The organism is Brachybacterium sp. GCM10030268 (assembly GCF_042666305.1).
GTDB lineage: Bacteria > Actinomycetota > Actinomycetes > Actinomycetales > Dermabacteraceae > Brachybacterium.
The window spans coordinates 14,640-39,020 of the sequence record NZ_JBHTCW010000004.1 but is presented as its reverse complement, the minus strand read 5'-3'; the positions used below and the strand labels follow the sequence as shown (position 1 = coordinate 39,020).

The following is a 24,381-nucleotide window of genomic DNA, read 5'->3' as shown; positions in this document are numbered from 1 at the left end:
TTGTCCGGCCGTGCGGACGGTTGCGACCTCAGTGGTCCAGTCCTGCCACGGTCCACCACGCGCGGCACCTTCGCGCTCACCGCAGGAAACCATCTGCCCGCCGAGCAGACAGGAGAGAGCAGGGGCGTCATGATGCAGGGGACGCCGACGGTGTTGCCAGGCCGCGCACAGCCCCCGGTGGTGCCATCGGGGGATGAAGCTGAGTCGACTCCTCCACTCCGCACGAACCGCCCTGCGCAGCGAGAAGGGCCGCCAAGCAGCCACGCGTGCCACGGACACGGTCGCCGACACCGCGCGGCGCGCATCGCCGCGTCACAGCGCGAAGATCGACCAGGCACAGCAGAGCGCCAGGAAGTACCTCGACCGCCAGTGAACACAGGCACGCGCCCCTGATCCGACCCGGGAAGGTCGTATCGGGGGCGCTGTCATGCAGCCAGCGGCGTCGAGCTCGGCGGTCAGCGTCAGCGCGTCGCGCGCACGGCGTCGACCACCTGCTGGCACGCGGCCAGGCCCGCCCACTCGTCGTCGTCCGCGCCGGCGTAGACCAGGCACAGCGGCCCGTCATAGCCGGCACCCAGCACCGCCTGCAGCACGCGGCGGTAGTCCTCAGTATCCAGGGCGCCTTCAGCGGTGGTGGGGCACTTGGCGTGGGAGGTCTCGGCGAGGCCGCCGATGCTCGCCAGCTGCGCCTCGCGATCGGGGATCTTCCAGTTATCCAGATCCACCAGCAGCCCGATGGACCCGCCTGCCGCATCCAGCAGCGCGTGGACGTCGTCGGCCGAGGCCAGCAGGTCCTTCCAGTTCTCGGTGACCACTCGCACCGGCGAGCCGGCGGCCAGCCGGGCCAGGCGCTCGCCGCTGGCGGCGATGAGCTCGGGCGTGGGGGAGGACTCTCCCGCGCACACGCGGCCTCGCCTCGCGCCGAGGACGGCGGCATCCTCCAGCCATTCAGCGATCCAGGCCTCGTGGGCGTCGGCGTCGGTGGGGTGGACGGGGTCACCGGAGTCCACCAGCAGGGCATCGAGGACGACGTCGGCATCGGCGAGCGCTGCGCGCAGCTCTTCGAGGTAGGAGCGGTCGCGGCGGGGCAGGTGGAAATGGCACAGCTGCACGGTGCCGACTCCGTGGGCGGCGAGCTCGCGCGGCAGATCCAGCATGTCCACGGCGCCGGGCGCAGCGGCCGTCGGCGTCATGGCGGAGGAGCCGGGCGGGTTGGCGTGCTCGGCGATGAATCCGCCGAGCGTGCGGTGCAGCGACCAGGCGTGCACGGCCATCGGTGTCGCCGGGGCGGGGGATGCGTCGGCCCGGTGATCGGCGGGGGCGGTGTTCTGGGCAGCGGTGCTCATACGCGTCAATGTATCGGCCTCGTGCCTTCTGCATGTGCGTGCGCCCGCGAGGCCGGGCCGACGGGACGGGCGGCGATGGGCCACCACTCCACAGTGCAGCGGCGACTCGCTCAGAGCAGGACGAGAACTCCGCCCAGCGCTCCCACCGTGACCGCAGCCGCGCCCAGCACCACCGCCCAGGGGGAGAGCGTGCTGCGACGAACCGTCATGGTGGTGGCGTAGATCGACGCCATGCTCGAGACAAGCAGAACGGCGGCCACGATGACCAGGACGAAGCCGAGTGCTCTCACAGGGCGGCCTCGGCGCGGGGAGCGATCGTCATGGACGTGATCATCTCATGACGCCGCGACGGGAAGCCGCAGCGGGCTCGAGCTCACGCGCTCTCGCGCGTCACCCCGTGGAGCGATGGCAATCGGTCCGCCGAGCGATGTGCGGGCGAGTCCGCGGATCTAGCGTCGAGGTGTGGAACAGATCAACGACTTCATCCTGCAAGCGGCCGAATCGCCATGGCTTCTCCTGGTCATGTTCATCGCCTCCGTGATCGACGGGTTCTTCCCGCCGATTCCCAGCGAAACCGTGCTGGTGGCGGCCGTCGCGACCGCCGCCGCGACCGGGGAGCCGGTCACCATCGTGCTGCTGGGCCTGCTCGCCGCGGCGGGCGCGATCATCGGGGACAACATTGCCTACCTGCTCGGCCGCACGCTGGGGAACAGGATGCCGCGCTGGATGCAGGGACGGCGGTTCTCCTCGGCCCTGGCCCGCGCCCAGCAGTCCCTCGAGCAGCGTGGGGCACCGTTCATCCTCTCCGCCCGCTTCATCCCCGTCGGCCGGGTCGCCGTGAACATCAGCGCAGGCGTCCTGCGCTACCCGTGGCCCCGGTTCGCGGCGCTCAGCGTCGCCGCCGGGTTGATGTGGTCGCTGTACAGCACGATCATCGGCGTGGTCGCCGGGCAGTGGCTCGGTGACCAGCCGCTGCTCAGCGCGGTCATCGGAGTCGTGGTGGCCGGCGTGATCGGCCTCGTCGTCGACCGGGTCAGGACGGCCCGAGGACGCGCGACGGCCCGAGCGCAGGCGACACCTGCCCTGCTCCCGGCCGGCCATGCAGTCCCGGACCGCGTGGCCGCGACTGGCGCTGGCCGTGAGCCGGCATCGCCCCGTGGTCCCGACGCCCCAGTGGCCCTCGGACCCGTCGTGCCCTGCCCTGCGGCGCTCTGACCCGCCGAGACGGGCACATCGGCGCCGGCAGCCACCCTCCCAGGTAGGGCCTGTGCGTGGTACGTGAGAGTGATGTGCCGGGATGCGCTGCGGGCTAGCGTCGAAGTGTGGACCACACCGATTTCCCCGGCGATCTCCCGCGCTCGACCAGACGGGCGCGACGGATGCGCATGGTGCCGCTGGCCGCGCTCATGGTCCTCACCGTGACGCTGTTCTCGGTGCTCGTGCCGATCCACGCGACCTACTACGGCACGCCCGTGCCGGTGGCCATCCCGCTCGGGGCGGCCCTGTGCAGCGCACCGCTGATCGCACTCAGCAGGCCCCGAGCGGCAGCCGTCGTCTTCGGCGTGGCCGCCCTGGTGCTGCCCCTCGTGACCTCGGCGAGCCGGGACCTGTCCTGGCCGTGGCCCTGGTCGGTGCCGGCGATGATCACCTTCACGGTGTTCGTCCTGGTGATCACCACCGTCCACGGGTGGCGCATCGGTCTGGTGTCCTGGGCCGCGCCCATGGCCGCCTCCCTCGCCCTGCCGATGATCGTGCCCGCCGTCCCCGCGAGCACGGCCGGCCCGAACCTCATCGTGACGGCCTCGATCACCGGCGCCACGCTGCTGGTGGCGGTGCTGCTGGCCGGCAGGATCCGCGTGGGCGAGGAGCTGAACCGGGAACGGGAACTCACGGCATCGGAGCAGGCACGGCGCATCCTGGTCGAGGAGCGCACCCGGATCGCCCGGGAGCTGCACGACGTGGTCGCCCACAGCACCTCGCTGATCCAGGTCCAGGCCTCCACCGCTCGCTACCGGATCCCGGATCTCGCGCCGGAGGCCACCGCGGAGTTCGAGGAGATCTCCCAGACCGCCCGCAACTCCCTGACCGAGATGCGGCGCCTGCTCGGTGTGCTGCGCACCGAGGATGACGCCACCGAGCTGGCACCACAGCAATCGATCGCCGATATCCCGGCCCTGGTCGAGGGCATCCGCCGCACCGGCGGCGAGGTCGAGTTCTCCTTCTCGCCGCCGCCCGACGGATTGCCGCCCAGCCTGCACATCGCCGCCTTCCGCATCACCCAGGAAGCCCTCAGCAACGCCGTGCGCCACGCGCCCGGCGCTCCGATCGACCTGAGCGTCGGCACCGAGGGTTCTGCCGTCGCGCTCCGGGTGCACAATGACGAGGTGGCCGAGGGCGACGCCACCCAGCCCGGCGCTCGCCGGTCGCCCTCCATCGCGAGCTTCGACGGCACCGTCGCTGCCACCTCGGGCAGTGGCCACGGACTGCGCGGCATGCAGGAGCGGGTCTCGCTGCTGGGAGGCAGCCTCGTCGTGGGACCCGACCCGTCGGGAGGATGGACCGTCTCCGCCGTGCTGCCGTTCGATGATCGGGACGGGAGGCCAGAATGAGCATCGACGTCCTGATCGTCGACGACGCCGCGATGGTCCGGGCAGGGTTCGCCGCGCTCCTGGACGCCCACGACGGGATCCGGGTCGCGGGCCAGGCCACCACCGGCAAGGAAGCTCTTGCGCTCGCCGCCCGGCTGAGCCCGGACGTGATCGTCATGGACGTGCGGATGCCGGAGCTGAACGGCATCGACGCGACCCGGCAGATCCTGGGACCGGGGTTCCCGGCGGCGAAGGTGCCGCGGATCCTCATGCTGACCACCTTCGACATCGACGACTACGTCTACGACGCCCTGCAGGCCGGGGCCAGCGGGTTCCTGCTCAAGGACGCCCCGCCCGAGGAGCTCGTCCACGCGGTGCGCGTCGTCGCCGCCGGCGACGCGCTGCTCTCGCCGGGCATCACCCGGAAGATGATCGCCCAGTTCGCCGCCCAGAAGCCGCAGCCGCCTCGCGCCGCGGGGCTGCTGGCGAAGCTCACCGAGCGCGAGCGGGACGTGCTGCTGCTGATGGGGCAGGGGCGCTCGAACGGGGAGATCGCCGCCGACCTGTTCCTCTCCGAGCACACGGTCAAGACGCACGTGGGCAGGATCCTCACCAAGATCGGTGCCCGCGACCGCGTCCAGGCCGTGATCTTCGCCTACGACAGCCGTCTGGTCGAGCCCACCTCCTGAGATCACTCCCCGGTAGGGGGTCACCAGGGCACTCTCGAGCGATGTTCTGGACGAGGCCGCGTCCATAGCCTCCTGGCGTCACCCCAGGAGGAGATCCCATGGTCATCGCCCCGGCGCCGCAATCCCGCACCGCCCCGTCCCGCACCGCCCCATCCCGCACCGCCCCGCACCGCCCGGCAGGGCGAGCCTCAGGACGCGACGCCGGCATCGACCTCGTGCGAGCCATCTGCGTGCTCGTCATCGTCGTGCTGCACTCGCTCCAGGTGGGCATCACGCTGGCACCGGCCGGGCCGGTCCTGGAGTACGCCACGGTGGGCGCCGCCTGGTACCCGCCGCTGACGTGGCTTCTCCAGGTGATGCCGATCTTCTTCGTGATCGGCGGCTTCGCCGGGATGCACGGGTACCGGCGGATGCGCGAGCGAGGCGGAACCGCGACCGGCTTCGTGGTGGGACGCGTCCACCGGCTGCTGGTCCCGGCCGTGGTGACGATCGCCGTCGCCGGCGTGGCGCTGGCCGTGCTGACCAGCGCCGGGGTGCCGGCCGACCTCGTGGCGCTGACCGGCATCCGCTACGGACAGCCCCTGTGGTTCCTGGGGGTGTTCCTCGCCGTTCAAGCAGTGCTCCCGGCCCTCCTGGCCGCACACCAGCGCGCTCCGCTGGCCACCCTCGCCGGCCTGGTCGCCGGTGCCGTGCTGATCGACGCCCTGCGGCTGGCCACCGGCATCGAGGCCATCGGTTACGCCAACCTCGCCTTCGTCTGGCTCGCACTGCAGCAGGCCGGATTCTTCCTCGCTGACGGGCGCATCGACGCCTTGCGGCCCCGCACCCGAGCCCTCGGCGGGCTCGTCGCCGTCGCCCTGGCAGCCGGCACGATCGCTGCAGAGATCTTCTCCCCGGATCTGGTTGCCAACATGAACCCGCCCACCACCGTCCTGCTGCTCGTCGGCGCCGCCCAGATCGCTGTGCTGTCGCTCCTGCGCGGCCACGTCACCGCCCTGAGCAGGCGGCCCCGGGTCGCGGCGCTGACCGCGTTCGTCACGGAGCGCGCCATGACCATCTACCTGTGGAACCTCACGGTGCTGCTGGCGATGGCCGCTGTCACCGCGTTCGTCGCCGCCACCGCTGAGCTGTCGCTGCCGGAGCCCTCGAGCGCGGGGTGGTGGCTGACGCGGCCGGTGTGGATCGCGCTGGCCATCGTCCTGACCGCAGGCGTGGCCCGGCTGCTCGGCGGCATCGAGCGACTCCCGCTGCCGCAGGCCCCGACCACCTCCGCCTCGCGGGCGGCGCAGGCCGTCCTGATCGGCCTCACCGGCGTGCTGATCCTCCTCGTGGCCGGCACCACCGCCGTGACTGCGACCACCGCGATCGTGTTGATCGTGCTCGGGCTGTCCCGGCTGAGGCGCACGGACGAGGCGGAGACGGAACGTCCACGCCCGGCGCTGCGAGAGATGGCACCCTGGGGGCGGTCTCAGCACACCGCACGATCGACCACAGGGAGCGTCCATGTCGCCAGTCCGGCTCACCGGGAACCTCGTCTGCGCCGACGTCGACGAGGCGAGGGTCGTCGAGGCGTACCTGCCTCGCCACGTCGAACTGACCCGCGCCGAGGAGGGCTGCGAGTATTTCGACGTCACGCGGACGGACGATCCGCTGATCTGGTCCGTCCAGGAGCAGTTCCGTGACGCCGACGCGTTCGCTGCCCACCAGGAACGGGTCAAGGACGACGCGTGGGGCCGGGCGACCGCGACCATCAAGCGCGATTACGAGGTCACCGGGCTGCCTACCGAGACAGCCGAGTGAGGGAGCCCGCGGGGCGTCACTGGTGACGCGGTGTGCGCCGATGGGTGCCCCGCACCGAAAGGGCCAGCCCCTTACTCTGAGCGCATGCCCTCCCTCCTGTGCCTGGATCTCGGGACCTCCGCTGCCAAAGCGGCGCTGATCGACACGACGGGCACCCTCCGGGCGCAGGCGAGCAGCGCGTACCCCACCCGATCCGCCCCGGGCAGAGGAGCGGAGCAGGCTCCGTCGAACTGGGTGCGCTCCGCACGCGCGGCGATCACGGCCATCCGGGCCGACGGGCCGGGCGATGGCTCACCCGATGCGCCGATCGCAGCGCTGTCCCTGACCGGACAGATGCAGGACCTCGTGCTCGAGACGGACGACGGCACCGACGTCCCGGCCATCCTCTACAGCGACACCCGTGCCGCTCGGGAGGCCGACGAACTGCACGCGGCTTTCCGGGACGAGGATGCAGCAGTCTCCTCGTGGGACCGGATCACCGGGAACCTGCAGGACGCCACCAGCTGCGCCGCGATGTTCCGCCGCCTGGTACGCACCGACCCGGACCTCGTCCAGCGCACGCGGGGCATCGTCTTCGGTCCCGCCGGCCACCTCGCGCACCTGCTGGGTCTGGGCTGCTGGTGCGATCCGACCACGGCCGCCGCCACCGGCCTCCTCGACGCTCGCAGCCGCACCTGGTCGCCCCCGATCGCGGCGGCCGCAGGCATCGACGAGACACTGCTGCCCGCGATCACCGCGAGCGCCGGCCAGGTCATCGGCCGCACCGGTGCGAACGCGCAGCAGCTGCTGGGCCTGCCCGCCGGTCTTCCCGTGGTGCTCGCGCCCGGTGATGCCGGGGCGACGACGCTGGGCCTGGTCGGCCTCGACCCGGGGGACGAGTACGCCTACCTCGGCAGCAGCGGCTGGCTCGCGACCGTGCTGCCCCGCGCCCACTCCGCCTCGCGCCCGGGCGCATCGCACCACCTCGCCCTCGGCGCGACCCGCCGCGCCCCCGGCGGCACCCTGCGGATCTCCGCCCTGCTCGCTGCCGGCGCCGCCGCGTCCTGGGCGCGCGAAGCCCTTCTGTCGGGCGTATCCGCGGCGACGGCCGACGCCATGCTCGAGCGCCGCGAGGCCGAGCACGGTCGCGGGCCGACGGGCCTGCTCGCCCTGCCGTCCCTCTTCGGGGAGCGTTTCCCCGTACGGGACGGCGACTTGCGCGCCGCGCTCATCGGCATGGGACCGGGCACCTGCGGGATCGACATGTATGCGGCGGTGCTCGAGGGGATCGCCCACGCCCTCGCCCACGCGCACGTCGAGGGGGCGGAGGGGCGGCGTCCGCTGGCGGTGACCGGCGGGGGAGCGGCCTCCGCGCCGTGGCTGCGGATCCTCGCCGACGTCATGGGCCGGCCCGTACGGACCCTCGAGCAGGACGACGCCGCCCTGGTGGGCTGCGCCATCGCCGCGGCCGAGGCTCTCGGGCTGGAGCACGGCATCGTCCCGCTGGGGGCCCGGGAGACCGTCCGCACCATCGAGCCGGATCCGTCGGCCGCCGAGGCGCATGCCTCGCTGCGACCCGCCCATCGCGCGCTCTACACCGCCGTCGCCGAGGTGCGCGCACTGCAGTGACAGCCGGACCCTCGCCCCACCGCGGCGGAGCGTCCCGGCTCACGCCGGAGGGTCAGCGGAAGCGCTGGATCGCCTGCGGGACGCTGGCGGCGAGATCGCGGATGTCCTCGTGCTCCGTGCTGGCCAGGACCTCCTCGAGTGGTCCCCGCGCGAGGATGCGGCGCTGCCCGAGGAAGGCGACCTGTGGGCACATGCGCTGGAGGAGCTCGATATCGTGCGAGGCGATCAGCGTGCCCACGCCGAGCCGCTGGATCAGAGCGGTCAGCGACGCGGCGATCTCGCCGCGCATGCCGGGGTCCACCGCGGTCAGCGGTTCATCGAGCACCAGGATCTCCGGGCGTGTGGCCAGGGCCGTCGCCAGGGCGACTCGCTGCCTCTCACCCCCGGAGAGCGTGATCAGCGCACGATCCAGGACGTGGTCCTCGAGGCCGACGGTCGCCAGCATCTCCGCGGGGGAGACGGCGTGGGTGCGGCCTCCCTTGCGGGCCTCCTTGGCCGCACGCTGCAGGCGGGCCCGTACGGTCTCGCGTGGATCCGAGATCGTCATCGAGTACTGCGACATGAAGCGCACGGCGGCGCGGAACTCCTTGCGATCCTTCCCGCGCAGGCGGCCGACGCTGCGAGCCTGGTAGGTGACGTCCCCGGCCGATGGCTTCAGCTCCCCGCGCAGCACATCGATCAGCGTGGTCTTCCCGGCTCCGGAGGGGCCCAGCAGGCCCAACGGCGCCTCGCCCGCGCTGATCGTCAGATCCACCCCCTCGAGCACTCTCTCCCCGGGGTATCCGGCGTGAACGGCGGAAGCGGTCAGGGTCGTCGAAGGCGGCATCGATCTCTCTCGGCAGTGGGCGTCGGGCTCGATGGCACTGTAGCCGTGCCGGCTGGGGGAGTCCGGGCCGCGCGTCGCGGGATCGGTGACAGTGCGCTTCCCTCGGGCCGTGCCGTCACCGCCGAGAGCACGTCAGCCGCACTCGGCGCCCAGGGCCTCGAGCGCGGCATTGACCTCCTCCACATCGAAGGTGTTCAGGCCCTCCTGGACGCGGCGCCCGGCGTCGTAGAGGTCCGACCGGGCCGGGTCGGCAGTGCCGGCGGCCATGAAGGAGCTCGCGATGGCGGTGATCTCGAATATCTGCGGGGTCTCGAGACTGAACTCCGATTCCTCGAAGGGGAGGTCGCTCTCGATGCGCTCGAGGACTGCGCACCCCTCGGCGACGTTCTGCTCCGCGCGGGAACCGCCTGATCCGCCGGAGCCGGAGGAGAGCATGAACCCGCCGACCCCGCCGGCGCCGAGCCCGACGACTCCGGCGACCACCGCTGCCGCTATCGCGACGATGACGAGGGTGCGTGTGCGGTGCCTGCGGGTGGAGGGGCGAACCGGTCGTGAGGGATCCTGAGCAACCATGTATCCAGCCTAGATGGCCTCTGAGAGGGTGCTGGTCCGGCGGCTGGATGAGGGGCGGGATGTGCTGCGGGCGGCGGGCTGCCCGGTGCCGGTCCGGCCCCGGGCAGCCCGCCGATCACTCAGACGAAGGGACGAGAGACCTCATCGAGCGCAGCGACCTCCTCGGCCGAGAGCTCGAGCGAGGCGGCGGCGATCAGGGCCGGCACCTGCTCGGTGGTCGAGGCCGAGGCGATCGGCGCCGTGACCCCCTTGGTCAGCAGCCACGCCAGGGCCACGCTGGTGATCTCCGCGCCGTGAGCGGAGGCAACCTTCTCCAGCGCGTCGACGACGGCCAGACTCTCGTCGGTGACCAGGGACTGCGCCATGCCCTTGCGAGCGCGACCTTCCAGATCCTCCCTGGAGCGGTACTTTCCGGTGAGCACACCGGAGGCCAGCGCGAAGTAGGGGAAGACGGCCACGTCGAACTCACGGGCGATCGGCCCGTAGGAGTTCTCGTAGTCCGCCCGGTGCAGCAGGTTGTACTGAGGCTGGATCGCCACCGGGACGGTCAAACCCTCGCGCTGCGCGGTCTCGAACCACTCGCGCATGCGCTCCGGGGAGAAGTTCGACAGCGCGATGTGACGCACGCGGCCGGACTCGACGAGCCCGTGGAAGGTGCGGACCTGATCGGCGATCGCCACCGACTCGTCATCGAAGTGGAGGTAGTACAGGTCGATCACGTCGGTCTGCAGACGCTGCAGCGACTCCGTCAGCGCCGCCTCCACGTTCGCGGCCTCCAGGCCCTTGCGGTCCGGCTTCGAGCCCACCTTGGTGGCGATGACGAGCTGGTCGCGGTTGCCACGCTCGGCCATCCACTGCCCCAGAACCGCCTCCGACTCTCCGCCGGAGTTGCCCTCGACCCACGCGGAGTACCCATCGGCGGTGTCGATGAAGTTGCCGCCCGCGGCGACGTAGGCGTCGAGCACGGCGAAGGACGTCTCGCGGTCCGAGGTCCATCCGAAGGTGTTGCCACCCAGGTTCAGCGGAAAGACGTCGAGTTCGGTGCGGGGGATGAGTGTCATGACAGCTCCTCGGGAACGGGTGCGGTGCGGCCGACAGCTGGCGGCTGCGGCTGGGGCGCCGTGGAAGGCGCCGCAGGATGCAACGCTGTGAGGCGCCCGGAACATCTCAGCCCGCGGCGACCAATTCTGGCCATCGCGGTTCTCCCGGGGCGGCTCCAACCGCGGGAGACGAGAGGACGGATTCAGTCGAGGCAGAACTCATTGCCCTCTGGATCGGCCATGACGAGGAAGCCAATGCTCATGGGTGGTTCCGGCTCGTGGCGGAAGAGCCGCGCGGCGCCGAGGCCGAGCAGCCGCTGTGCTTCCTCCTCGAGTGCCTCCATGCGCTCAGCACCACGCAGTTCACTCGCCGTCCGCACATCGAGATGGACCCTGTTCTTGACGACCTTGCCCTCGAGCACCTGCTGGAAGAACACCCGCGGCCCCGTCCCGTCGGGGTCCTCGAGGGCGGAAGCGCTATAGCGCTGCTCCGGAGGGATCCCGCTGCGTTCTAGGAACTCGTCCCACGCCGCCAGCGGGTCCTCACCCGCGGCGACCGTCGTCCCGGGTGGGGCCGGATGCACGTACCCGAGCACGTCGCGCCAGAAGGTGGACAGAGCGCGGGGGTCGCGGGCGTCGATGGTGATCTGGATGGTGCTGCTCATGGGACCTCCGTCATCGAGTTGGAGGCTCCAGACTGCCTACCCCTGAAGGACAGGAGGTGTCCTTGGAAATCGGCGATCCTGTGGCGCGGGCCTCCGATCGGCATCTGCACGACGTGTGCGAGCTATTCGCTGATCCGCTGACCCAGCAGCGACATCACGGAGTCTCGGGCCTGCTGGCCCTGCTCCCCGCGGCGGGCGACCAGCAGTTCAATGACCGCTTCGAGCACCAGGGTCAGCGCGACCCGCGAGGTCTGCATCAGCTCGTCGGAGAAGGACTCGTGGACCGTGGGCACCACCAGCGCCACATCGGCCAGCTCGGTCAGCGGGGCGGAGGTGAACGAGGTCAGCGCCAGCACCGTGGCTCCGGAGGCCCGCGCCTCGGTGGCCACGTCCAGGGACGACGGGTTCGCGCCGGAGCCGGAGATGACCAGGCACACCGAGTCCGGGCCGAGCCGGCGGGCGGAGATCAGCTGCGAGAGCGGGTCGGGGATGAACTCCGCGGGCCGGTCCACCGAGCTCAGACGCATCGCCGCGCTCAGCCCCAGCGGCACCGAGAGCCCGGCTGCGGCGATCACCACGCGGTAGGCACCATCCAGCGCCGTCACGAATTCATCGACCGTCTCGTCCGAGAGGGCGGAGGTGACCCGGGGGAGCGTCTTGGCGAACCGCAGGATCGAGGCGCGCACGGCCCCGGCCTCGCCTGCCCCGTCGGCCGCGCCCGTGCCGTCGGCCTCATCGAAGGACAGCTCCCGCGCCAGGGCGACCCGCATCTGCGGGTACCCCTCGTACCCCAGGGTGCGGGCGGTGCGGATCACCGAGGCACGACCCACCCCGACCTGGTCGGCGAGCTGCTGAGCGGTGCATTCGACCGCTCCGGCGAGATCCGCGGTGATGCGGTCCACCACGAGCCGTTCGGTGCGCTGGAAGGACGGGGCCAGCGCCGCGATCCGGGCGCTGAGCGGAGCATCGGCGGGACCGGTCCACGTCATCAGCGCGCCCCTTCCATGATCCGCCGGCGGATGCCGCCGGAGACCAGATCGATCAGCATCGTGACCGCGACGACCACGATCAGCAGCATGCCCACCGTGTCCCACTCCCGGTAATTGGTGTAGTTCGAGAGCATAGTGCCGATGCCACCTGCGCCGATGAGGCCCAGCACCGCGGAGGTGCGGATGTTGATCTCGAAGCGGTACAGCGCGAACGACATCAGCGTGGGCAGGGCCGCCGGCCACAGCGCCCACCGGGCGACCTCGGCCGTGGTCCCGCCGGCGGCGCGCACGGCCTCGGAGGCGCCCTCCTGGACCGACTCGATCGCCTCGTAGACCCATTTGCCCTGGGTGCCGATGCCGGCGATGCCGAGGGCGAGCGCGCCGGTCAGCGGCGTCAGCCCCGTCACCGTCAGCAGCACCAGGGCGATCACCACCTCCGGCACGGCGCGGATCACGGCGAACAGCCAGCGCAGCGGGTAGCGCAGCCACGCCGGGCCCACGCCGCGCGCGGCCAGGATGCCCAGCGGGATCGAGACCGCCACGCAGCCGATCGCCCCCAGCCACGCCATCGAGATCGACCGCCAGGTCTCGAACAGTGCCCGCGGCAGCTTCTCCCAGTTCGGCTCGGCGAACAGCAGCTGCAGATACGTCACCACGCGCGCCGGGATCTCGCCCAGAGAGCCCCAGGCGATGTCGAGCCCGGCGGTGGCCAGCAGCACGATCGCTCCCGCGACCACGGCGGCGATCGTGGGGCCGACGCGGGAGGGGCGCGGGGGCAGTGTCGGCGCGGCGGGAGCGACGGCGCCGGCGGGGGCCGGGGTCCCGGTGGCGGCGCTCATCGCAGCCTCCTGCGCAGCGTGGTCGAGACCAGTTCGATCGCGACCACCACCACGAGGATCTCGAGGATGATCAGCGAGACGTCCTCGTAGGCGTAGAACGCGCGGCGCTCATCCAGCAGCCGGCCGATGCCGCCGGCGCCGACGATGCCGAGGATCGCCGAGATGCGCACGTTCAGCTCCAGCGAGTACAGCCACTGAGTGGCGAACAGGGGCCAGGACTGCGGCAGGAGCGTGCGGCGGTTGATCTGGGCCTGGGTGCCGCCGGCGGCCCGGCCCGCTTCGAGGTAGGGGTGGTCGGTGGAGTCGATCGCCTCGGAGACCAGCTTGATGACCACGCCGGCGTCGAACAGGATCAGGGTGACCACGCCCGGCAGGGTGCCCACCCCGATCATCGCGACCAGGATGGTGGCGTACACGAGATCGGGCACGGCGCGGACGATGTTGACCACGAACCGCACCGCCTGGCGGGTGAGCGGGTTCGGGTTCGAGGGGCGGGCGGCCCACAGCGTCACCGGGATCGAGAGCAGCGCCGCGCTGACCGCCCCGACCACGGCCATCGCGAGCGTCTCCAGCATGGGGCCGAGAGTGCGGGGCGCGAAGGCGAGGTTGGGCCGGGCCAGTTGCTGCAGCTTGGTGGCGCCGTTGCGCCAGTTGTCCAGGATCGAGGCCAGATCCAGTTCGACCCCGCCGATCGCCGGTAGGCACGTGGCGAGCGTGAAGGCGGCCAGCGCTGCCAGGATCAGCGCCGTGCGCAGCCGGTTCGTCGGCCGCGGGGGCAGTGCCGGCCCGGCGGGCAGGGGAGCGGCCGCGCGGCCCTGCGGGGCGCTCATACAGCTTTCCCCAGCACATCGCGGCCCTGGACCGGCCGCCCGTAGATGGTCTCGAAGTCGGCGTCCGTGGCCTCGGCGGCCGGGCCGTCGAAGACGAGCTCTCCCTCGCGCAGCCCGATCATCCGGGTCGTGTACTGCCGCGCCAGGTCCATCAGGTGCAGATTCACCAGCACCGTCAGCCCGCGCTGGTCGTTGATGCGCCGCAGGTCGCCCATCACGGAGTGCGCGGTGGGCGGGTCCAGGCTCGCCACCGGCTCGTCGGCCAGCATCACCGAGGGCTCCTGCGCGAGGGCCCGGGCGATCGCGACCCGCTGCTTCTGCCCGCCGGAGAGGGCGCCGGCGCGGTGCCAGGCCCGCTCGAGCATCCCCACCGACTCCAGTGCCGCCGCGGCGATCCGGGTGTCCTCGGCGCGGGCGAGACCCAGCAGGGTGCGCCAGGCGGGGGAGTGGGCGAATCGACCCACCAGCACGTTGCTGAGCACGCTCGTGCGCTCGGCCAGGTTGAAGCCCTGGAAGATCATGCCGATGCTGCCTCGCAGCTCGCGCAGGCCGCGACCGGAGAGTTGGGAGACGTCCTGATCGCCGACGACGACGGAGCCGCTGGTGACGGGGACCAGGCCGTTGATGGTGCGGATCAGCGTGGACTTGCCGGAGCCGGACAGCCCCACCACGGAGACCATCTCGCCCGGTGCGATCGACAGCGTGACCCCGCGCAGCGCGCGGGTGCCGCTGGAGTAGGTGACGGTGACGTCGCGGAGGGTGATCGGCCAGGCGGCGGCCGGGGCCGGTGCCCCGGCCGCCGTGGGCGCACTCTCCGCGGAGCTCGCTGAGATCGGGGTGCTCACTCGGAGAACTGCTCCAGGATCTCGCCGTAGCGGGCGATCTGCTCCGGCTGGGTGTCGGTGGTCCAGTCCGAGAGGCCCACCAGCTCGAACATGACGTCGGCGGCCTCGTCGGAGGACTCCGCGTACTCGTCCATCAGGGTGGCCAGCTCGTCGGCCATGTCGTCGGGCAGGCTGTCCGAGACGGCGACGCCGCCGTTGGGGATCATCTCGGTGTAGGCGAACACCACGGTGTCCTCACCGACCGTGGGCGCTTCCTCGGTGACCGTGGAGCGGGCATCCCAGTAGGCGAAGCCCACCTCGGCGTCCCCGTTCTGGACCGCCAGGACCGCGTTGTTGTTGCCCTCGACCGGGACCTGGTTCAGGGAGTCGGTGTCCACGCCCTGCTCCTGCATGGCCACCAGCGGGTACTGGTAGCCGGCCGGGGAGGTGGCGGCCTGCAGCGCGACGGGGGTGGAGGAGTCGACCTTGCCCAGCGCCTCGACCCCGGCGGGTCCCTCACCGGTGGCCTCGGCGCCGGTCTCGGTGCCGTTGCAGTAGGACATCTCGTCGCCGGTGGCGCCGTAGGTGGCGGTGACGACCTCGTCCTCGCAGTACTTGTCGGGGTTGTTCGTCATCGCTATGGCCGAGTAGGAGGTCGCCCCGAAGCGGACGTCGCGCAGCACCAGCTGGGCGTCGTGCTGCTCGGTCGCGCTGTACAGCGAGCCGGCGTCGGTGATGATCACCTGCGCCTGATCGGCGCCGAGCGCCTCGACCGTGGCGGCGTAGTCGTTGGCGACCACGCCGTGGACGTCGATGCCGAGCCCGTCGGAGAGGTACTCCGTCAGCGGGTCGAGGGCCTCGGCGAGATCCTCGCCCTCGACGGAGGGGACCAGCGAGATGGTGATCTCCTCGGGCCGCTGATCGGAGCCGCCGGAGGCGGCGTCGCCGCCCGCGGAGGAGCAGCCGACGAGGGAGAGCAGCGTGAGGGCCGCGGCGGACGTGGTCAGGAGGTTCTTGCGCATGGCAGGCGAGCCTTTCGGGAGGTGAGGGCGGTACGGCTGTCGGACGGAGCGTGATCGGGTCGGTCGGAGGCGGCGTCGGACGGTCGGGAAGGACATCGGCCGCTGCCCACGGGGTGCAGCGGACCTCGGGTCTCAGGCGGAGGCGGCCACACGATGGGCGCGGGCCCAGTCGCGGATCGGTTCGTAAAGGTCGGTCAGGGTCTCGCCCCGCAGGGTGGGGCGGGCTTCGGGGACCTCGCGGACTCCCACCAGCGCGGTGTCCGCGCCGAGGCGGGCGGCGGGAGCGAGGTCGAACTCCCAGATGTCGCCGACGGCGAGCACGGGCCCGCGCGCGAGGTGGTGGGTGATGATCGGTTCGAGGCCGACGGGCTTTCCCACGTCGTGATGTCGCTCGTGGAGCGAGTGCTCGATGCCGAGCGCGATCAGGGCGCGCTCCACGCCAGCCTCCGGGGCGTTGGTGGCCAGCACGCAGGTGGCCGAGGTGGACAGCTCCGCCAGGAACGCCGACAGGCCCCGGGGGGCGACGACCGGGGCGTCCTCGGTGCCCAGCAGGTCGCGGCTGGCGAGGTAGGCGCGGCTGAGGTGGGTCTCGGTGATGCCCCGGGCGAGGGCGGTGGTGCGCACGGCGTCGTACGCGTCCCGGTGGTCGGTGGCGCCGGCGTCGAAGGACTCGATCGCCGCGAGGCAGGCGCGGACTATGTCGCCGCCGCTGTCGCTGTTGCTCGACCGCTCGTCGAGTGCGGCGATGTACGCCTGCAACGGGCCGCGCCCGAGGGCGAGGGTGCCGTCGAAGTCGAGGACGACGGTGGGGCCAGCGGTCACGGAGAGCCTCTCGGTGCGGAGCCCGGACGGGCTCGGTGGACGATGCGGCCACCATAGTTATACCGAGTGGACGGATTGGCCACGGGCGGGTGAACACTGCGTGACGACGTACGGGCGCCTTGTCCCTCGTGGGCGGTCGGGCCAGCCCTCGCGGGCGATCGGGGTCCGCGATCGCCTGTGATCCGGACCCGCCGTCGCGAGCCCTCGACCGCCTCCGCACCCGACGGGCGAGGGCATGACAGCGCCCCGGCCGTTCGAGACGCGTGCTCGAACGACCGGGGCGCTTTGGGCTTGTGGCGGCTAGCCGCTACGTGCTGGTGGAGACTGCTCGTGGCGCTCGCGCACGGTCAGCGCTGCGGGCGCCGCAGCCAGACGGTGGCTGCGCCCGGCAGCATGCGCTGCCCGTCGGGCCCGCTCTCGAGCTCGGCGCTGGTGACCAGCACGTCCCCTTCGGGAACGGCCACGGGGGAGTCCCCGAAGTTGGTGACGTTCAGCCACCCGCCGGGACGCTCGAAGCCCAGCACCTCTCCGCGGCACAGTTCCTCGTCCCAGGTCAGCGTCTCGTCCGTCTGCAGCTCGCGGCGGCGGGCCAGGGCCGCACGGTACATCTCCAGCGTCGAGCCCTCGAGGCCCTCCTCTCCCTCGACCGAGTACTCGGCGAACCAGTCGGGCTGGGGCAGATGCGAGCCGTCCTCCCCGAAGCCGAAGGAGGACCCGTCACGAGTCCACGGCAGCGGCACCCGGCAGCCGTCACGCCCCAGCCCGTCCTTGCCGCGGTCGCCGGGAGCGCTGCGCCAGAAGGCCGGATCCTGGCGCTGGTCGTCAAGGATGTCGACCACCTCGTGCAGGCCCAGCTCCTCGCCCTGGTACAGGTAGGCGCTGCCGGGCAGGGCGAGCTCGAACAGGGTCGCCGCCCGGGCGCGGCGCAGGCCCAGCTCCCGGTCGATCTCGTCCTCCGGGCCGCCGGCCATGATCCACTCCACGCCCTGCTTGCCGGGGCGGCCGTCGCGCGGGGGCAGCCCGTAGCGGGTCGCGTGGCGGACGACGTCGTGGTTGGAGAGCACCCAGGTGCTGGACGAGCCGGTCTCCGCGGACTGGGCGAGGTTGTCGGAGACGATGCGGCGGAAGTCCTCCGCCTCGAAATCCGCCTCCAGGAGATCGAAGCTGAACGCCTGGCCGAGCCCCTTCGGACTGGCGTACTTCGCGCGCCGCTGAGCGGTCTCGACCCAGGCCTCGGCGACCCCGATGCGGGGCGGATCGTACTCGTCGAACACCTTCCGCCACTCGGCGTAGATCTCGTGGACCTCGTCGCGGTCCCACAGCGGATGGTTGCCGTCCTTGGGGATCTCCTCCAGCTCGGCCTTGCTGGGAAGGTCCTCGGCGAGGTCCTTGGACAGCCCGTGGGCGACGTCGATGCGGAATCCGTCGACCCCGCGATCGGACCAGAAGCGCAGCGTGCGCAGGAAGTCCTCGCGGACCTCGGGATGCTCCCAGTTGAAGTCGGGCTGCTCCTTGGCGAAGCTGTGCAGATACCACTGCCCATCGGGCACCTGCGTCCAGGCCGGGCCGCCGAAGACGGACTCCCAGTCCGCCGGGGGCAGCTGCCCGTTCTCGCCCCTGCCGTCGCGGAAGATGTACCGCCTGCGCGCGTTCGATCCGCGCGGGGACTCCAGCGCCTCGCGGAACCACTCGTGACGGTCCGAGGAGTGATTGGGGACGATGTCGACGATGACCTTGATGCCGACGCCGTGCAGCTCCGCCACCAGCTCGTCGAACTCCTCCAGGGTGCCGATGCGCGGGTCCACGTCGCGGTAGTCGTCGACGTCGTAGCCACCGTCGGCCAGGGCGGAGGGGTAGAAGGGGCTCAGCCATACCGCGTCGATCCCCAGCTGCCGGAGGTAGGGCACACGCGAGATGATGCCGCGGAAGTCGCCCATCCCGTCGCCCCTGCCGTCGGCGAAGGAACGCGGGTAGATCTGGTAGACGGCTGCCTGGCGCCACCAGTCGGCGTCGGCCCCGCGCTGTGCGGCGTCGGCGGACCGGTCCGGGGCGTCGCTCGGGCGGGCGGAGGTCGGGTGCGTCGTCAACGATGCTCCTCTCTCAGAGTTCGGGTCCTGTCGCGCTGGGCCGGGATCCGACGCCGTGCCGGTCGGCATCCCGGTGCTGCGGCCCGCGGGTCACTTCACCGCGCCTTGCGTGAGGCCGGAGATGACCCACTTCTGCGTGACGATGTAGACCACGATCGCCGGTGCCATCGCCATCAGATACGAGGCGAACGAGACGTTGTAGTTGTTGCTGAACTGCGTCTGGAAGATCTGCTGGAGCACCGGCAGGGTCTGCAGCTCCGGGTTCGTGGTGATCATGTTAGGCATCATGTAGTCGTTCCACGAGCCCAGGAAGGCGAAGATCCCCACCGTCGCGGCCATCGGGGCCAGCAGGGGGAAGATCAGCCGGACGAAGACCTGCCAGGTCGAGGCGCCGTCGACCCGCATCGACTCCTCCAGCGACATCGGGATGGAACGCAGGAACGCCGTGAACAGCATGGTGTTGAACGCGAGCGCGAACACGATGTGCATGATCGCGACGCCGAACGGATTGTCGAGCCCGACGATGCCGGTCAGCTGCACCTGGGGCAGCGCGACGACCGGGAACGGGATGAACATCGCCGCCAGCAGGTAGAAGAAGGACCAGCGGAACAGACGCCGGTCCCAGTTCCGGGCGATCGCGTAAGCCGCGAGCGCGGAGATGACGATCTCCCCCACCACGGAGATGGCGGTCACCATCGCCGAGATCGCCAGGCCGCGGGGAAAGCTGGTGAGCTGCCAGGCCTCGATGAACCCCTCGATGGACAGCGGCGAGGGAAGCGTGAAAGCGCGTCCGTCGACGGCCTGCTGCGTCGTCTTCAGCGACATGTTGATCGTGACGAACAACGGCACCAGCACAGCCAGCGAGCACACCATCAGGGTGATCGTGGCGGGCCAGTTGGTGCGCCCGTCCCGGCTCTGCGGGCGGCGCCGGGCCGGGCTGCCCGTGCTGCTGCCGACAGCAGGGTCGGCGGGTCCGGCAGTGGTCGGAGTGGAGGTCGGGATGGTCATGATCCGAAGCTCGCTTTCCCGCGGCTCAGCCGGAGTTGGATGAGGGCGATGACGAGGGTGACGACGAAGAACACGGCGGCGTTGGCCATCTGATACCCGTAGTCGCCCCCTTCGAAGCCTTTGAAGATCGCCATCGCGACGCTGCGCGTCGCGGTGCCGGGGCCGCCGTCGGTCAGGCCCACGATGATGTCGTAGGCGTTGAGGTAGTTCTTGAAGCCGAGGATCGTGTTGATCAGGACGTATCCCGAGGTCATCGGCAGCGTGATCCGCAGCAGGCGCTGGATGCCCGAGGCGCCGTCGATGGAGGCCGCCTCGTAGAGCTCGGCGGGGATCGTGACCAGCCCGGCGATGTAGATGAGCATGGTCCCGGGGATGGTCGACCATGCCGTGACGAGCACGATCGCCATCCACGCGAGGTTCTCGTTCGCCAGCACCGACGTGGAGAGCACCTCGATGCCGAGCGCCTGACCGATCGCCGGCAGAGTGTTGGCGAAGAGGAACTTGAAGACGAAGGCGATGATGATCCCGGAGATCACCATCGGGATCACGAAGATCGTGCGCAGAGCAGTCTGGAAGCGGATGCGCGAGGTCAGCCCCAGCGCCAGGCCGTAGGCGATCACATTCACCACGATCACCGTGACCAGCGCGAAACCGAGCGTGAATAGGTAGGCGCTGAGAACGTTCGGGTCCTGGAAGATCGCGATGTAGTTGCGCAGCCCGATCACCTCGAACTCCCCGAACCCGATCGAGTTGGTGAGGCTGTAGGCGAAGCCGAGCGCGGCCGGCAGCGTCACAGCGAGGGTGAAGATCGCCAGCGCCGGGAAGAGGAAGGCGTAATAGACGGGGTCGGTGCGCCGTCGCCGTCGAGGAGTAGCGGCCGTCGCGCTGGTCGTCGGGGCGTCCGGGGTCACCGCCGCGGGCGGGGATGTCGTCGTCGACATGAGTGGTCCTCTGGTCGTCAGGGTCGGGACAGGTCAGGCCCGGTAGGCAAGGCGCGCCCAGTCGGCATCGAGCTGGGCGAGGATCGGCTTCGGGTCGGCCCCGAGCACTATCGACTGCAGGTAGTTCTCGTAGGGCACGGTGAGCGGGATGAACTGCGAGGGCCCCATGTAGAAGCGACCCTCGTCGTAGTAGCCCTGCATCTCGGAGATCCGGGGGTCGGTCACCGGGGGAGCGTCCTTGGTCGTCCCGAACGCGAGGAAGGCGTCGTTGTACGGGTTCTGCACCTCGGGGGTCATCAGGTGCTCGAGGAGCAGGCGAGCCCCGTCGGGCTGGTTCGCCGCCTCGGGGATCCACAGCGAGAGGTCGACGCCGACCCGCACCTTGAGGTCATCCGGATCATCGGTGACCGGCAGCGGGAAGGTGCCGAGCTCGACGTCCGTGCCCGCCTTCTGGATCTCGACCAGCGCCCAGGGGCCCTGGAAGTACATCGCTGCCTTCTCCTGAGCGACGGCGTCGTTGCCGTCGGCGTAGGACCGCGAGGCGGCGTCGGGGTTCACGAACTCCAGGAGCGAGATCATCTGCTCGATGGGCTCCAGCATCGTGTTCTGGAACGAGACCTCGGAATCGGGGCCGACGTCCTCGCCGATCTCGTTCATCGCCCGGTAGAACTCGCGGACGTCGATCAAGCCGCCGACGGTGTAGTCGAACAGACCCTGGGTGACCGTCCACAGGTCCATCAACGTGCAGTAGATCGGCGTGATGTCCGTGCCCATGAACGTCTCGCAGACGGCGATGAACTCATCCCAGGTGGTGGGAATCTCCACGCCGTGATCGGCGAAGAGACGCTTGTTGTAGATGACGGAGCAGGCGGCGACCGAGTAGGGGATCACGCTGGTGCGTCCCTCATAGGTCGGGTACCAGTCGGCGAGTTCGAGCACGTCCTCCCGGATGCGGGAAGCGGCAGGCAGGTCCGCCAGGTCGCTCATGGCGCCGCGCTCCATGAATCGCGCCATCTCGTGGTTGTAGTTCAGCAGCCCGAGGTCCGGTGGGTCGCGCCGGACGAACGCGGCGGAGAGCTTCGTCGAGATGTCGTGGACGTACGTGTAGTCGGACTGGGACCTGTTGAACTCGCCGGTGAGGTCCCGGAAGTAGGGGATCGCCTCCTGCTTCGCCTGATAGAAGGTCACGCGGGGTGTGCCGGACAGGCTGCATCCGGCGAGGCCGCCGGCGGTGAGTCCGGTCGCGGCGAGCGCACCGCCCGCGGTGAGCAGGGAGCGCCGCGTCGGGCGGCGGACGCCAAGGGGTCTGGGTGACAACGGTGTCTCCTCGAGCAACATCGCAAGCAGTTGATTTGCCTGCTAGATTTAATGCGTGGAGAAAGTATGGGGGGCATCACAGTGGGCGTCAAGGCCGTGAACGGAGCCGGTGCGTCCTCGAGCCTGGTGCGACGACTGAATACCGAGGCGCTCCTGCGGCATGCCTTCGAGGCCGAGGACTTCACCGCCGCGGAGGCGATGGAGGCGACCGGGCTGACCCGTGCGACCGTGCTGGGTCTGTGCGACGAGCTGATCGGGAGCGGATGGCTCGAGGAGCTCGAGGACAGCAGGGCGGCGGGCCTGACACGTCGCGGACGACCGGCGCGCCGGCACCGCCTGCGCCCCGACGCCGGCATCGTGGTCGGTGTCGACGCCGGCAGACGCAGTTTCCGTGCTGTCGCCTCCGATCTCCGCGGGAGGACGCTGGCCAGCGGCCAGCGCGTGCTCGAACCGAGCGGGGTGGGTCGCGACGAACGCGCCGAGATAGCGCGGGGCCTCGTACAAGACACCGTCGCGGCGACCGCCACAACGGCGCCGACGCTGATCACCGTGGTCGGGGTGCCGGCTCCGGTCGACGAGTCCGGGGTCTCGCCCCAGGGCGACGGTGCGTTCTGGGATGTCATGAACGCCGGCTTCCCGGAGCACCTCGACGGTCTCGTCACGGTCGAGAACGATGCGAACCTCGCCGCCCGCGCGGAGTACGCCGGCGGTCCCTGCGAGCACATGGCCACCCTTCTGATGGGGGAGCGCTTCGGCGCCGGTCTCATCGTCGACGGTCACCTGCTGCGAGGGGCCGCTGGCGCGGCCGGCGAGATGCGTTTCCTCGGTGGCGTGCTCGAGGACTCCACCGGCGCCGACGGCGTCGCGGCTCTCGCCCGGCGCTGGACCCTCGATGCCCTCGACTCCGGAGCCGATTCACCCGTGCTTGCGGCCATCCCGGCGGATGAGCTCAGCGCGGTGGATGTGTTCTCCGCAGCCCGCGACGGCGACCTCGTGGCCCGCGCCGTGCTGGAGCGGATCGCTGACCGCATCGCGCGGATCGCCGCGATCCTGGTCAGCCTGCTCGGTGTCGAGAAGGTCGTCGTCGCCGGCGCGATCTCCGAGGCCATCGGTCCCGTGCTCGAGCGAGCCCGCGCACTCCTGCCGGAGATCGCGACCGCGCCGTTCCCCGAGATCGTCTCGAGCGAGCTCGGGCGTGACGTCGTGGTGCGCGGCGCCGTCGAGCACGCTCTCACACGCCTGCGTGAGGACCCCCTCGGCCTGCTCGGAATCGAGGGATGAGCGAGCGAACGACATGGGCAGGGGCGCCTCTAGGGTGTCCAATGCTCGAAACCCACCGACGAAAGGATGGACGACGATGACAGCACCAGGACAGGACAGCGGGCCACGCAGACTGCGCGCCGGTGTCATCGGCCTCGGCTGGGCCGGCCAGCAGCATGTCGCCGCCTACGCCGCCGACCCGACTGTCGAGCTGGCCGCGCTCTCGGCGATGGAGGAGGATCTCCTGGAACGCTTCGGTGACCAGCACGACGTCCCGGGCCGCTACCGGGACTGGAAGCAGATGATCGCCGAGGCAGACCTCGATGTCGTCTCGATCGCGACGCCGACCTTCCTGCATGCTCCGATGGCGACCGCCGCCCTCGAGGCGGGTCTGCACGTGCTCACCGAGAAGCCGATGGCCGAGACCGCAGAGGCCGCCAAGAGCATGGTCGCTGCCGCCGGCCGAGCCGGTCGCGTGCTCGACGTGGCGTTCAACCATCGCCAGCGCGGTGACGTCACGGCCCTGCGTCAGGTGGTCGAGTCCGGGGTGCTCGGCAAGATCTACTACGCCAAGACCGGGTGGCTGCGCCGCCAGGGCATCCCGGGCATGGGCACTTGGTTCACCAAGACCGCCAGCTCCGGCGGCGGCGCGATGATGGACATCGGCGTGCACATGCTCGACATGGCGCTGCACCTGATGGGCGAGCCAGAGGTGACAGCAGCCTCTGCCAGCACCCACGCCGAGTTCGGGCCGCTGGGTCGCGGCGGCTCCGGTTTCGGCGTCTCGCAGGTCGAGGAGGGCACGCCCTTCGAGGTCGAGGACCTCGCCACGGCGTTCCTGCGGATCGACGGCGGCGGCACGCTGCTGCTCGAGACCAGCTGGGCCCAGTGGATCCCGTACGACCAGTGCTACGTCACCCTCTACGGGGCCGACGGGGGCGCCTCCATCGAATGGGGAGGACCCCCGAGCGACCCGTACCAGCGCCTGAACGTGTGGACCGAGGTGGCCGGCATGCCTGCCGAGCTGCAGCCAGTCGTCGGGGAGGACGGCCGTCACGCCCGCGCGGTCGCGAACTTCCTGCAGAAGGTGCGTTCCGAGGACTGGGCCGTGCACGACGGGTCGCTCGCCCTGCGCCGTGCCCGGGTGCTGGATGCCTGCTACGCCTCGGCACGGACCGGCGCCGAGGTCACCGTCGAGAACTGACCCGTTCCCGGCCCCTTCCGGCGACGGGGCCGCCTATGACGACGGGGCCGACCGCGAATCATCGCGATCGGCCCCGTCGTCATGCGGGCTCCGGATCGGGCCG

25 protein-coding genes are annotated in these 24,381 nt (G+C 70.9%); 9 read left to right on the top strand and 16 right to left on the bottom strand.

The features are described from left to right. Window positions 1-193: 193 nt before the first annotated feature. A complete protein-coding gene (locus tag ACFQRD_RS07675; protein ID WP_377793022.1) occupies window positions 194-373 on the top strand; it encodes a hypothetical protein in 180 nt (59 codons plus the stop codon). 88 nt (window positions 374-461) lie between these two features. Here ACFQRD_RS07675 and ACFQRD_RS07670 read toward each other — a convergent pair whose 3' ends face one another. Then, on the bottom strand, window positions 462-1,346 hold the full coding sequence (locus ACFQRD_RS07670; protein ID WP_377803681.1) for a sugar phosphate isomerase/epimerase family protein: 885 nt from the start codon (window positions 1,344-1,346) through the stop codon (window positions 462-464). Between the two features lie 110 nt (window positions 1,347-1,456). Continuing rightward, complete coding sequence (locus ACFQRD_RS07665; protein WP_377803680.1) at window positions 1,457-1,636, bottom strand: hypothetical protein; 180 nt, start codon at window positions 1,634-1,636, stop codon at window positions 1,457-1,459. Between the two features lie 172 nt (window positions 1,637-1,808). On the opposite strand from ACFQRD_RS07665, the gene ACFQRD_RS07660 reads away from it, so the two are divergent. The 6 genes from ACFQRD_RS07660 to ACFQRD_RS07635 all read left to right on the top strand — a co-directional run bounded on the left by ACFQRD_RS07660 (window position 1,809) and on the right by ACFQRD_RS07635 (window position 8,031). Further along, window positions 1,809-2,561: a DedA family protein gene (locus tag ACFQRD_RS07660; RefSeq protein ID WP_377793025.1), complete on the top strand. Its 753-nt coding sequence runs from the start codon at window positions 1,809-1,811 to the stop codon at window positions 2,559-2,561. Window positions 2,562-2,668: 107 nt separating this feature from the next. Beyond that, window positions 2,669-3,955, top strand: coding sequence for a sensor histidine kinase (locus ACFQRD_RS07655; RefSeq protein WP_377803679.1), 1,287 nt, complete (start codon window positions 2,669-2,671; stop codon window positions 3,953-3,955). Next, window positions 3,952-4,623, top strand: coding sequence for a response regulator (locus tag ACFQRD_RS07650; RefSeq protein WP_377793027.1), 672 nt, complete (start codon window positions 3,952-3,954; stop codon window positions 4,621-4,623). The genes ACFQRD_RS07655 and ACFQRD_RS07650 overlap by 4 nt, the downstream gene beginning before the upstream one ends. A 98-nt stretch (window positions 4,624-4,721) precedes the next feature. After that, window positions 4,722-6,305, top strand: a complete 1,584-nt coding sequence (locus ACFQRD_RS07645) for an acyltransferase (protein WP_377803678.1) — start codon at window positions 4,722-4,724, stop codon at window positions 6,303-6,305. Further along, window positions 6,199-6,423 (top strand): putative quinol monooxygenase, encoded by a 225-nt coding sequence (locus ACFQRD_RS07640; RefSeq protein WP_377018428.1) that lies wholly within the window; start codon window positions 6,199-6,201, stop codon window positions 6,421-6,423. The genes ACFQRD_RS07645 and ACFQRD_RS07640 overlap by 107 nt, the downstream gene beginning before the upstream one ends. 84 nt (window positions 6,424-6,507) lie before the next feature. Further along, complete coding sequence (locus tag ACFQRD_RS07635; RefSeq protein WP_377803677.1) at window positions 6,508-8,031, top strand: FGGY family carbohydrate kinase; 1,524 nt, start codon at window positions 6,508-6,510, stop codon at window positions 8,029-8,031. A 52-nt stretch (window positions 8,032-8,083) separates the two neighbouring features. Here ACFQRD_RS07635 and ACFQRD_RS07630 read toward each other — a convergent pair whose 3' ends face one another. The 14 genes from ACFQRD_RS07630 to ACFQRD_RS07565 form a co-directional block, all read right to left on the bottom strand. Continuing rightward, complete coding sequence (locus ACFQRD_RS07630) at window positions 8,084-8,785, bottom strand: ABC transporter ATP-binding protein (RefSeq protein ID WP_377803676.1); 702 nt, start codon at window positions 8,783-8,785, stop codon at window positions 8,084-8,086. A 204-nt stretch (window positions 8,786-8,989) separates the two neighbouring features. Beyond that, window positions 8,990-9,430 (bottom strand): hypothetical protein, encoded by a 441-nt coding sequence (locus tag ACFQRD_RS07625; protein ID WP_377803675.1) that lies wholly within the window; start codon window positions 9,428-9,430, stop codon window positions 8,990-8,992. A 119-nt stretch (window positions 9,431-9,549) separates the two neighbouring features. After that, entirely contained in the window at window positions 9,550-10,491 is a 942-nt protein-coding gene (locus ACFQRD_RS07620) for an aldo/keto reductase (protein ID WP_377803674.1), read from the bottom strand. Between the two features lie 182 nt (window positions 10,492-10,673). Further along, window positions 10,674-11,135, bottom strand: coding sequence for a VOC family protein (locus ACFQRD_RS07615; RefSeq protein WP_377803673.1), 462 nt, complete (start codon window positions 11,133-11,135; stop codon window positions 10,674-10,676). Between the two features lie 122 nt (window positions 11,136-11,257). After that, entirely contained in the window at window positions 11,258-12,124 is an 867-nt protein-coding gene (locus ACFQRD_RS07610) for a MurR/RpiR family transcriptional regulator (protein WP_377018197.1), read from the bottom strand. Next, the gene (phnE, locus tag ACFQRD_RS07605) at window positions 12,124-12,963 is read right to left on the bottom strand and encodes a phosphonate ABC transporter, permease protein PhnE (RefSeq protein ID WP_377018196.1); all 840 of its coding nucleotides are present in this window, start codon (window positions 12,961-12,963) and stop codon (window positions 12,124-12,126) included. Before phnE (ACFQRD_RS07605) ends, ACFQRD_RS07610 begins: the two co-directional genes overlap by 1 nt. Further along, the gene (gene phnE, locus ACFQRD_RS07600) at window positions 12,960-13,793 is read right to left on the bottom strand and encodes a phosphonate ABC transporter, permease protein PhnE (protein WP_377803672.1); all 834 of its coding nucleotides are present in this window, start codon (window positions 13,791-13,793) and stop codon (window positions 12,960-12,962) included. Before phnE (ACFQRD_RS07600) ends, phnE (ACFQRD_RS07605) begins: the two co-directional genes overlap by 4 nt. Further along, window positions 13,790-14,638: a phosphonate ABC transporter ATP-binding protein gene (phnC, locus tag ACFQRD_RS07595; RefSeq protein WP_377803671.1), complete on the bottom strand. Its 849-nt coding sequence runs from the start codon at window positions 14,636-14,638 to the stop codon at window positions 13,790-13,792. The genes phnE (ACFQRD_RS07600) and phnC overlap by 4 nt, the downstream gene beginning before the upstream one ends. Continuing rightward, the gene (gene phnD, locus ACFQRD_RS07590) at window positions 14,635-15,639 is read right to left on the bottom strand and encodes a phosphate/phosphite/phosphonate ABC transporter substrate-binding protein (protein WP_377803670.1); all 1,005 of its coding nucleotides are present in this window, start codon (window positions 15,637-15,639) and stop codon (window positions 14,635-14,637) included. Before phnD ends, phnC begins: the two co-directional genes overlap by 4 nt. A 132-nt stretch (window positions 15,640-15,771) precedes the next feature. Then, on the bottom strand, window positions 15,772-16,461 hold the full coding sequence (locus ACFQRD_RS07585) for an HAD family hydrolase (protein WP_377803669.1): 690 nt from the start codon (window positions 16,459-16,461) through the stop codon (window positions 15,772-15,774). Between the two features lie 347 nt (window positions 16,462-16,808). Continuing rightward, complete coding sequence (locus ACFQRD_RS07580) at window positions 16,809-18,548, bottom strand: glycoside hydrolase family 13 protein (protein ID WP_377803668.1); 1,740 nt, start codon at window positions 18,546-18,548, stop codon at window positions 16,809-16,811. 90 nt (window positions 18,549-18,638) lie between these two features. Beyond that, window positions 18,639-19,556 (bottom strand): carbohydrate ABC transporter permease, encoded by a 918-nt coding sequence (locus tag ACFQRD_RS07575; RefSeq protein ID WP_377803667.1) that lies wholly within the window; start codon window positions 19,554-19,556, stop codon window positions 18,639-18,641. Then, a complete protein-coding gene (locus ACFQRD_RS07570; RefSeq protein ID WP_377803666.1) occupies window positions 19,553-20,497 on the bottom strand; it encodes a carbohydrate ABC transporter permease in 945 nt (314 codons plus the stop codon). The genes ACFQRD_RS07575 and ACFQRD_RS07570 overlap by 4 nt, the downstream gene beginning before the upstream one ends. A 33-nt stretch (window positions 20,498-20,530) precedes the next feature. Then, on the bottom strand, window positions 20,531-21,835 hold the full coding sequence (locus ACFQRD_RS07565; RefSeq protein WP_377803665.1) for an ABC transporter substrate-binding protein: 1,305 nt from the start codon (window positions 21,833-21,835) through the stop codon (window positions 20,531-20,533). Between the two features lie 45 nt (window positions 21,836-21,880). Between ACFQRD_RS07565 and ACFQRD_RS07560 the strand changes: the two genes are divergently transcribed. Both ACFQRD_RS07560 and ACFQRD_RS07555 read left to right on the top strand, forming a co-directional pair. Next, window positions 21,881-23,095 carry an ROK family protein gene (locus tag ACFQRD_RS07560; protein ID WP_377803664.1) on the top strand — a complete coding sequence of 405 codons (1,215 nt, stop codon included), beginning with the start codon at window positions 21,881-21,883 and terminating at the stop codon, window positions 23,093-23,095. Window positions 23,096-23,171: 76 nt separating this feature from the next. Continuing rightward, a complete protein-coding gene (locus ACFQRD_RS07555) occupies window positions 23,172-24,278 on the top strand; it encodes a Gfo/Idh/MocA family protein (protein WP_377803663.1) in 1,107 nt (368 codons plus the stop codon). Window positions 24,279-24,381: the final 103 nt, after the last annotated feature.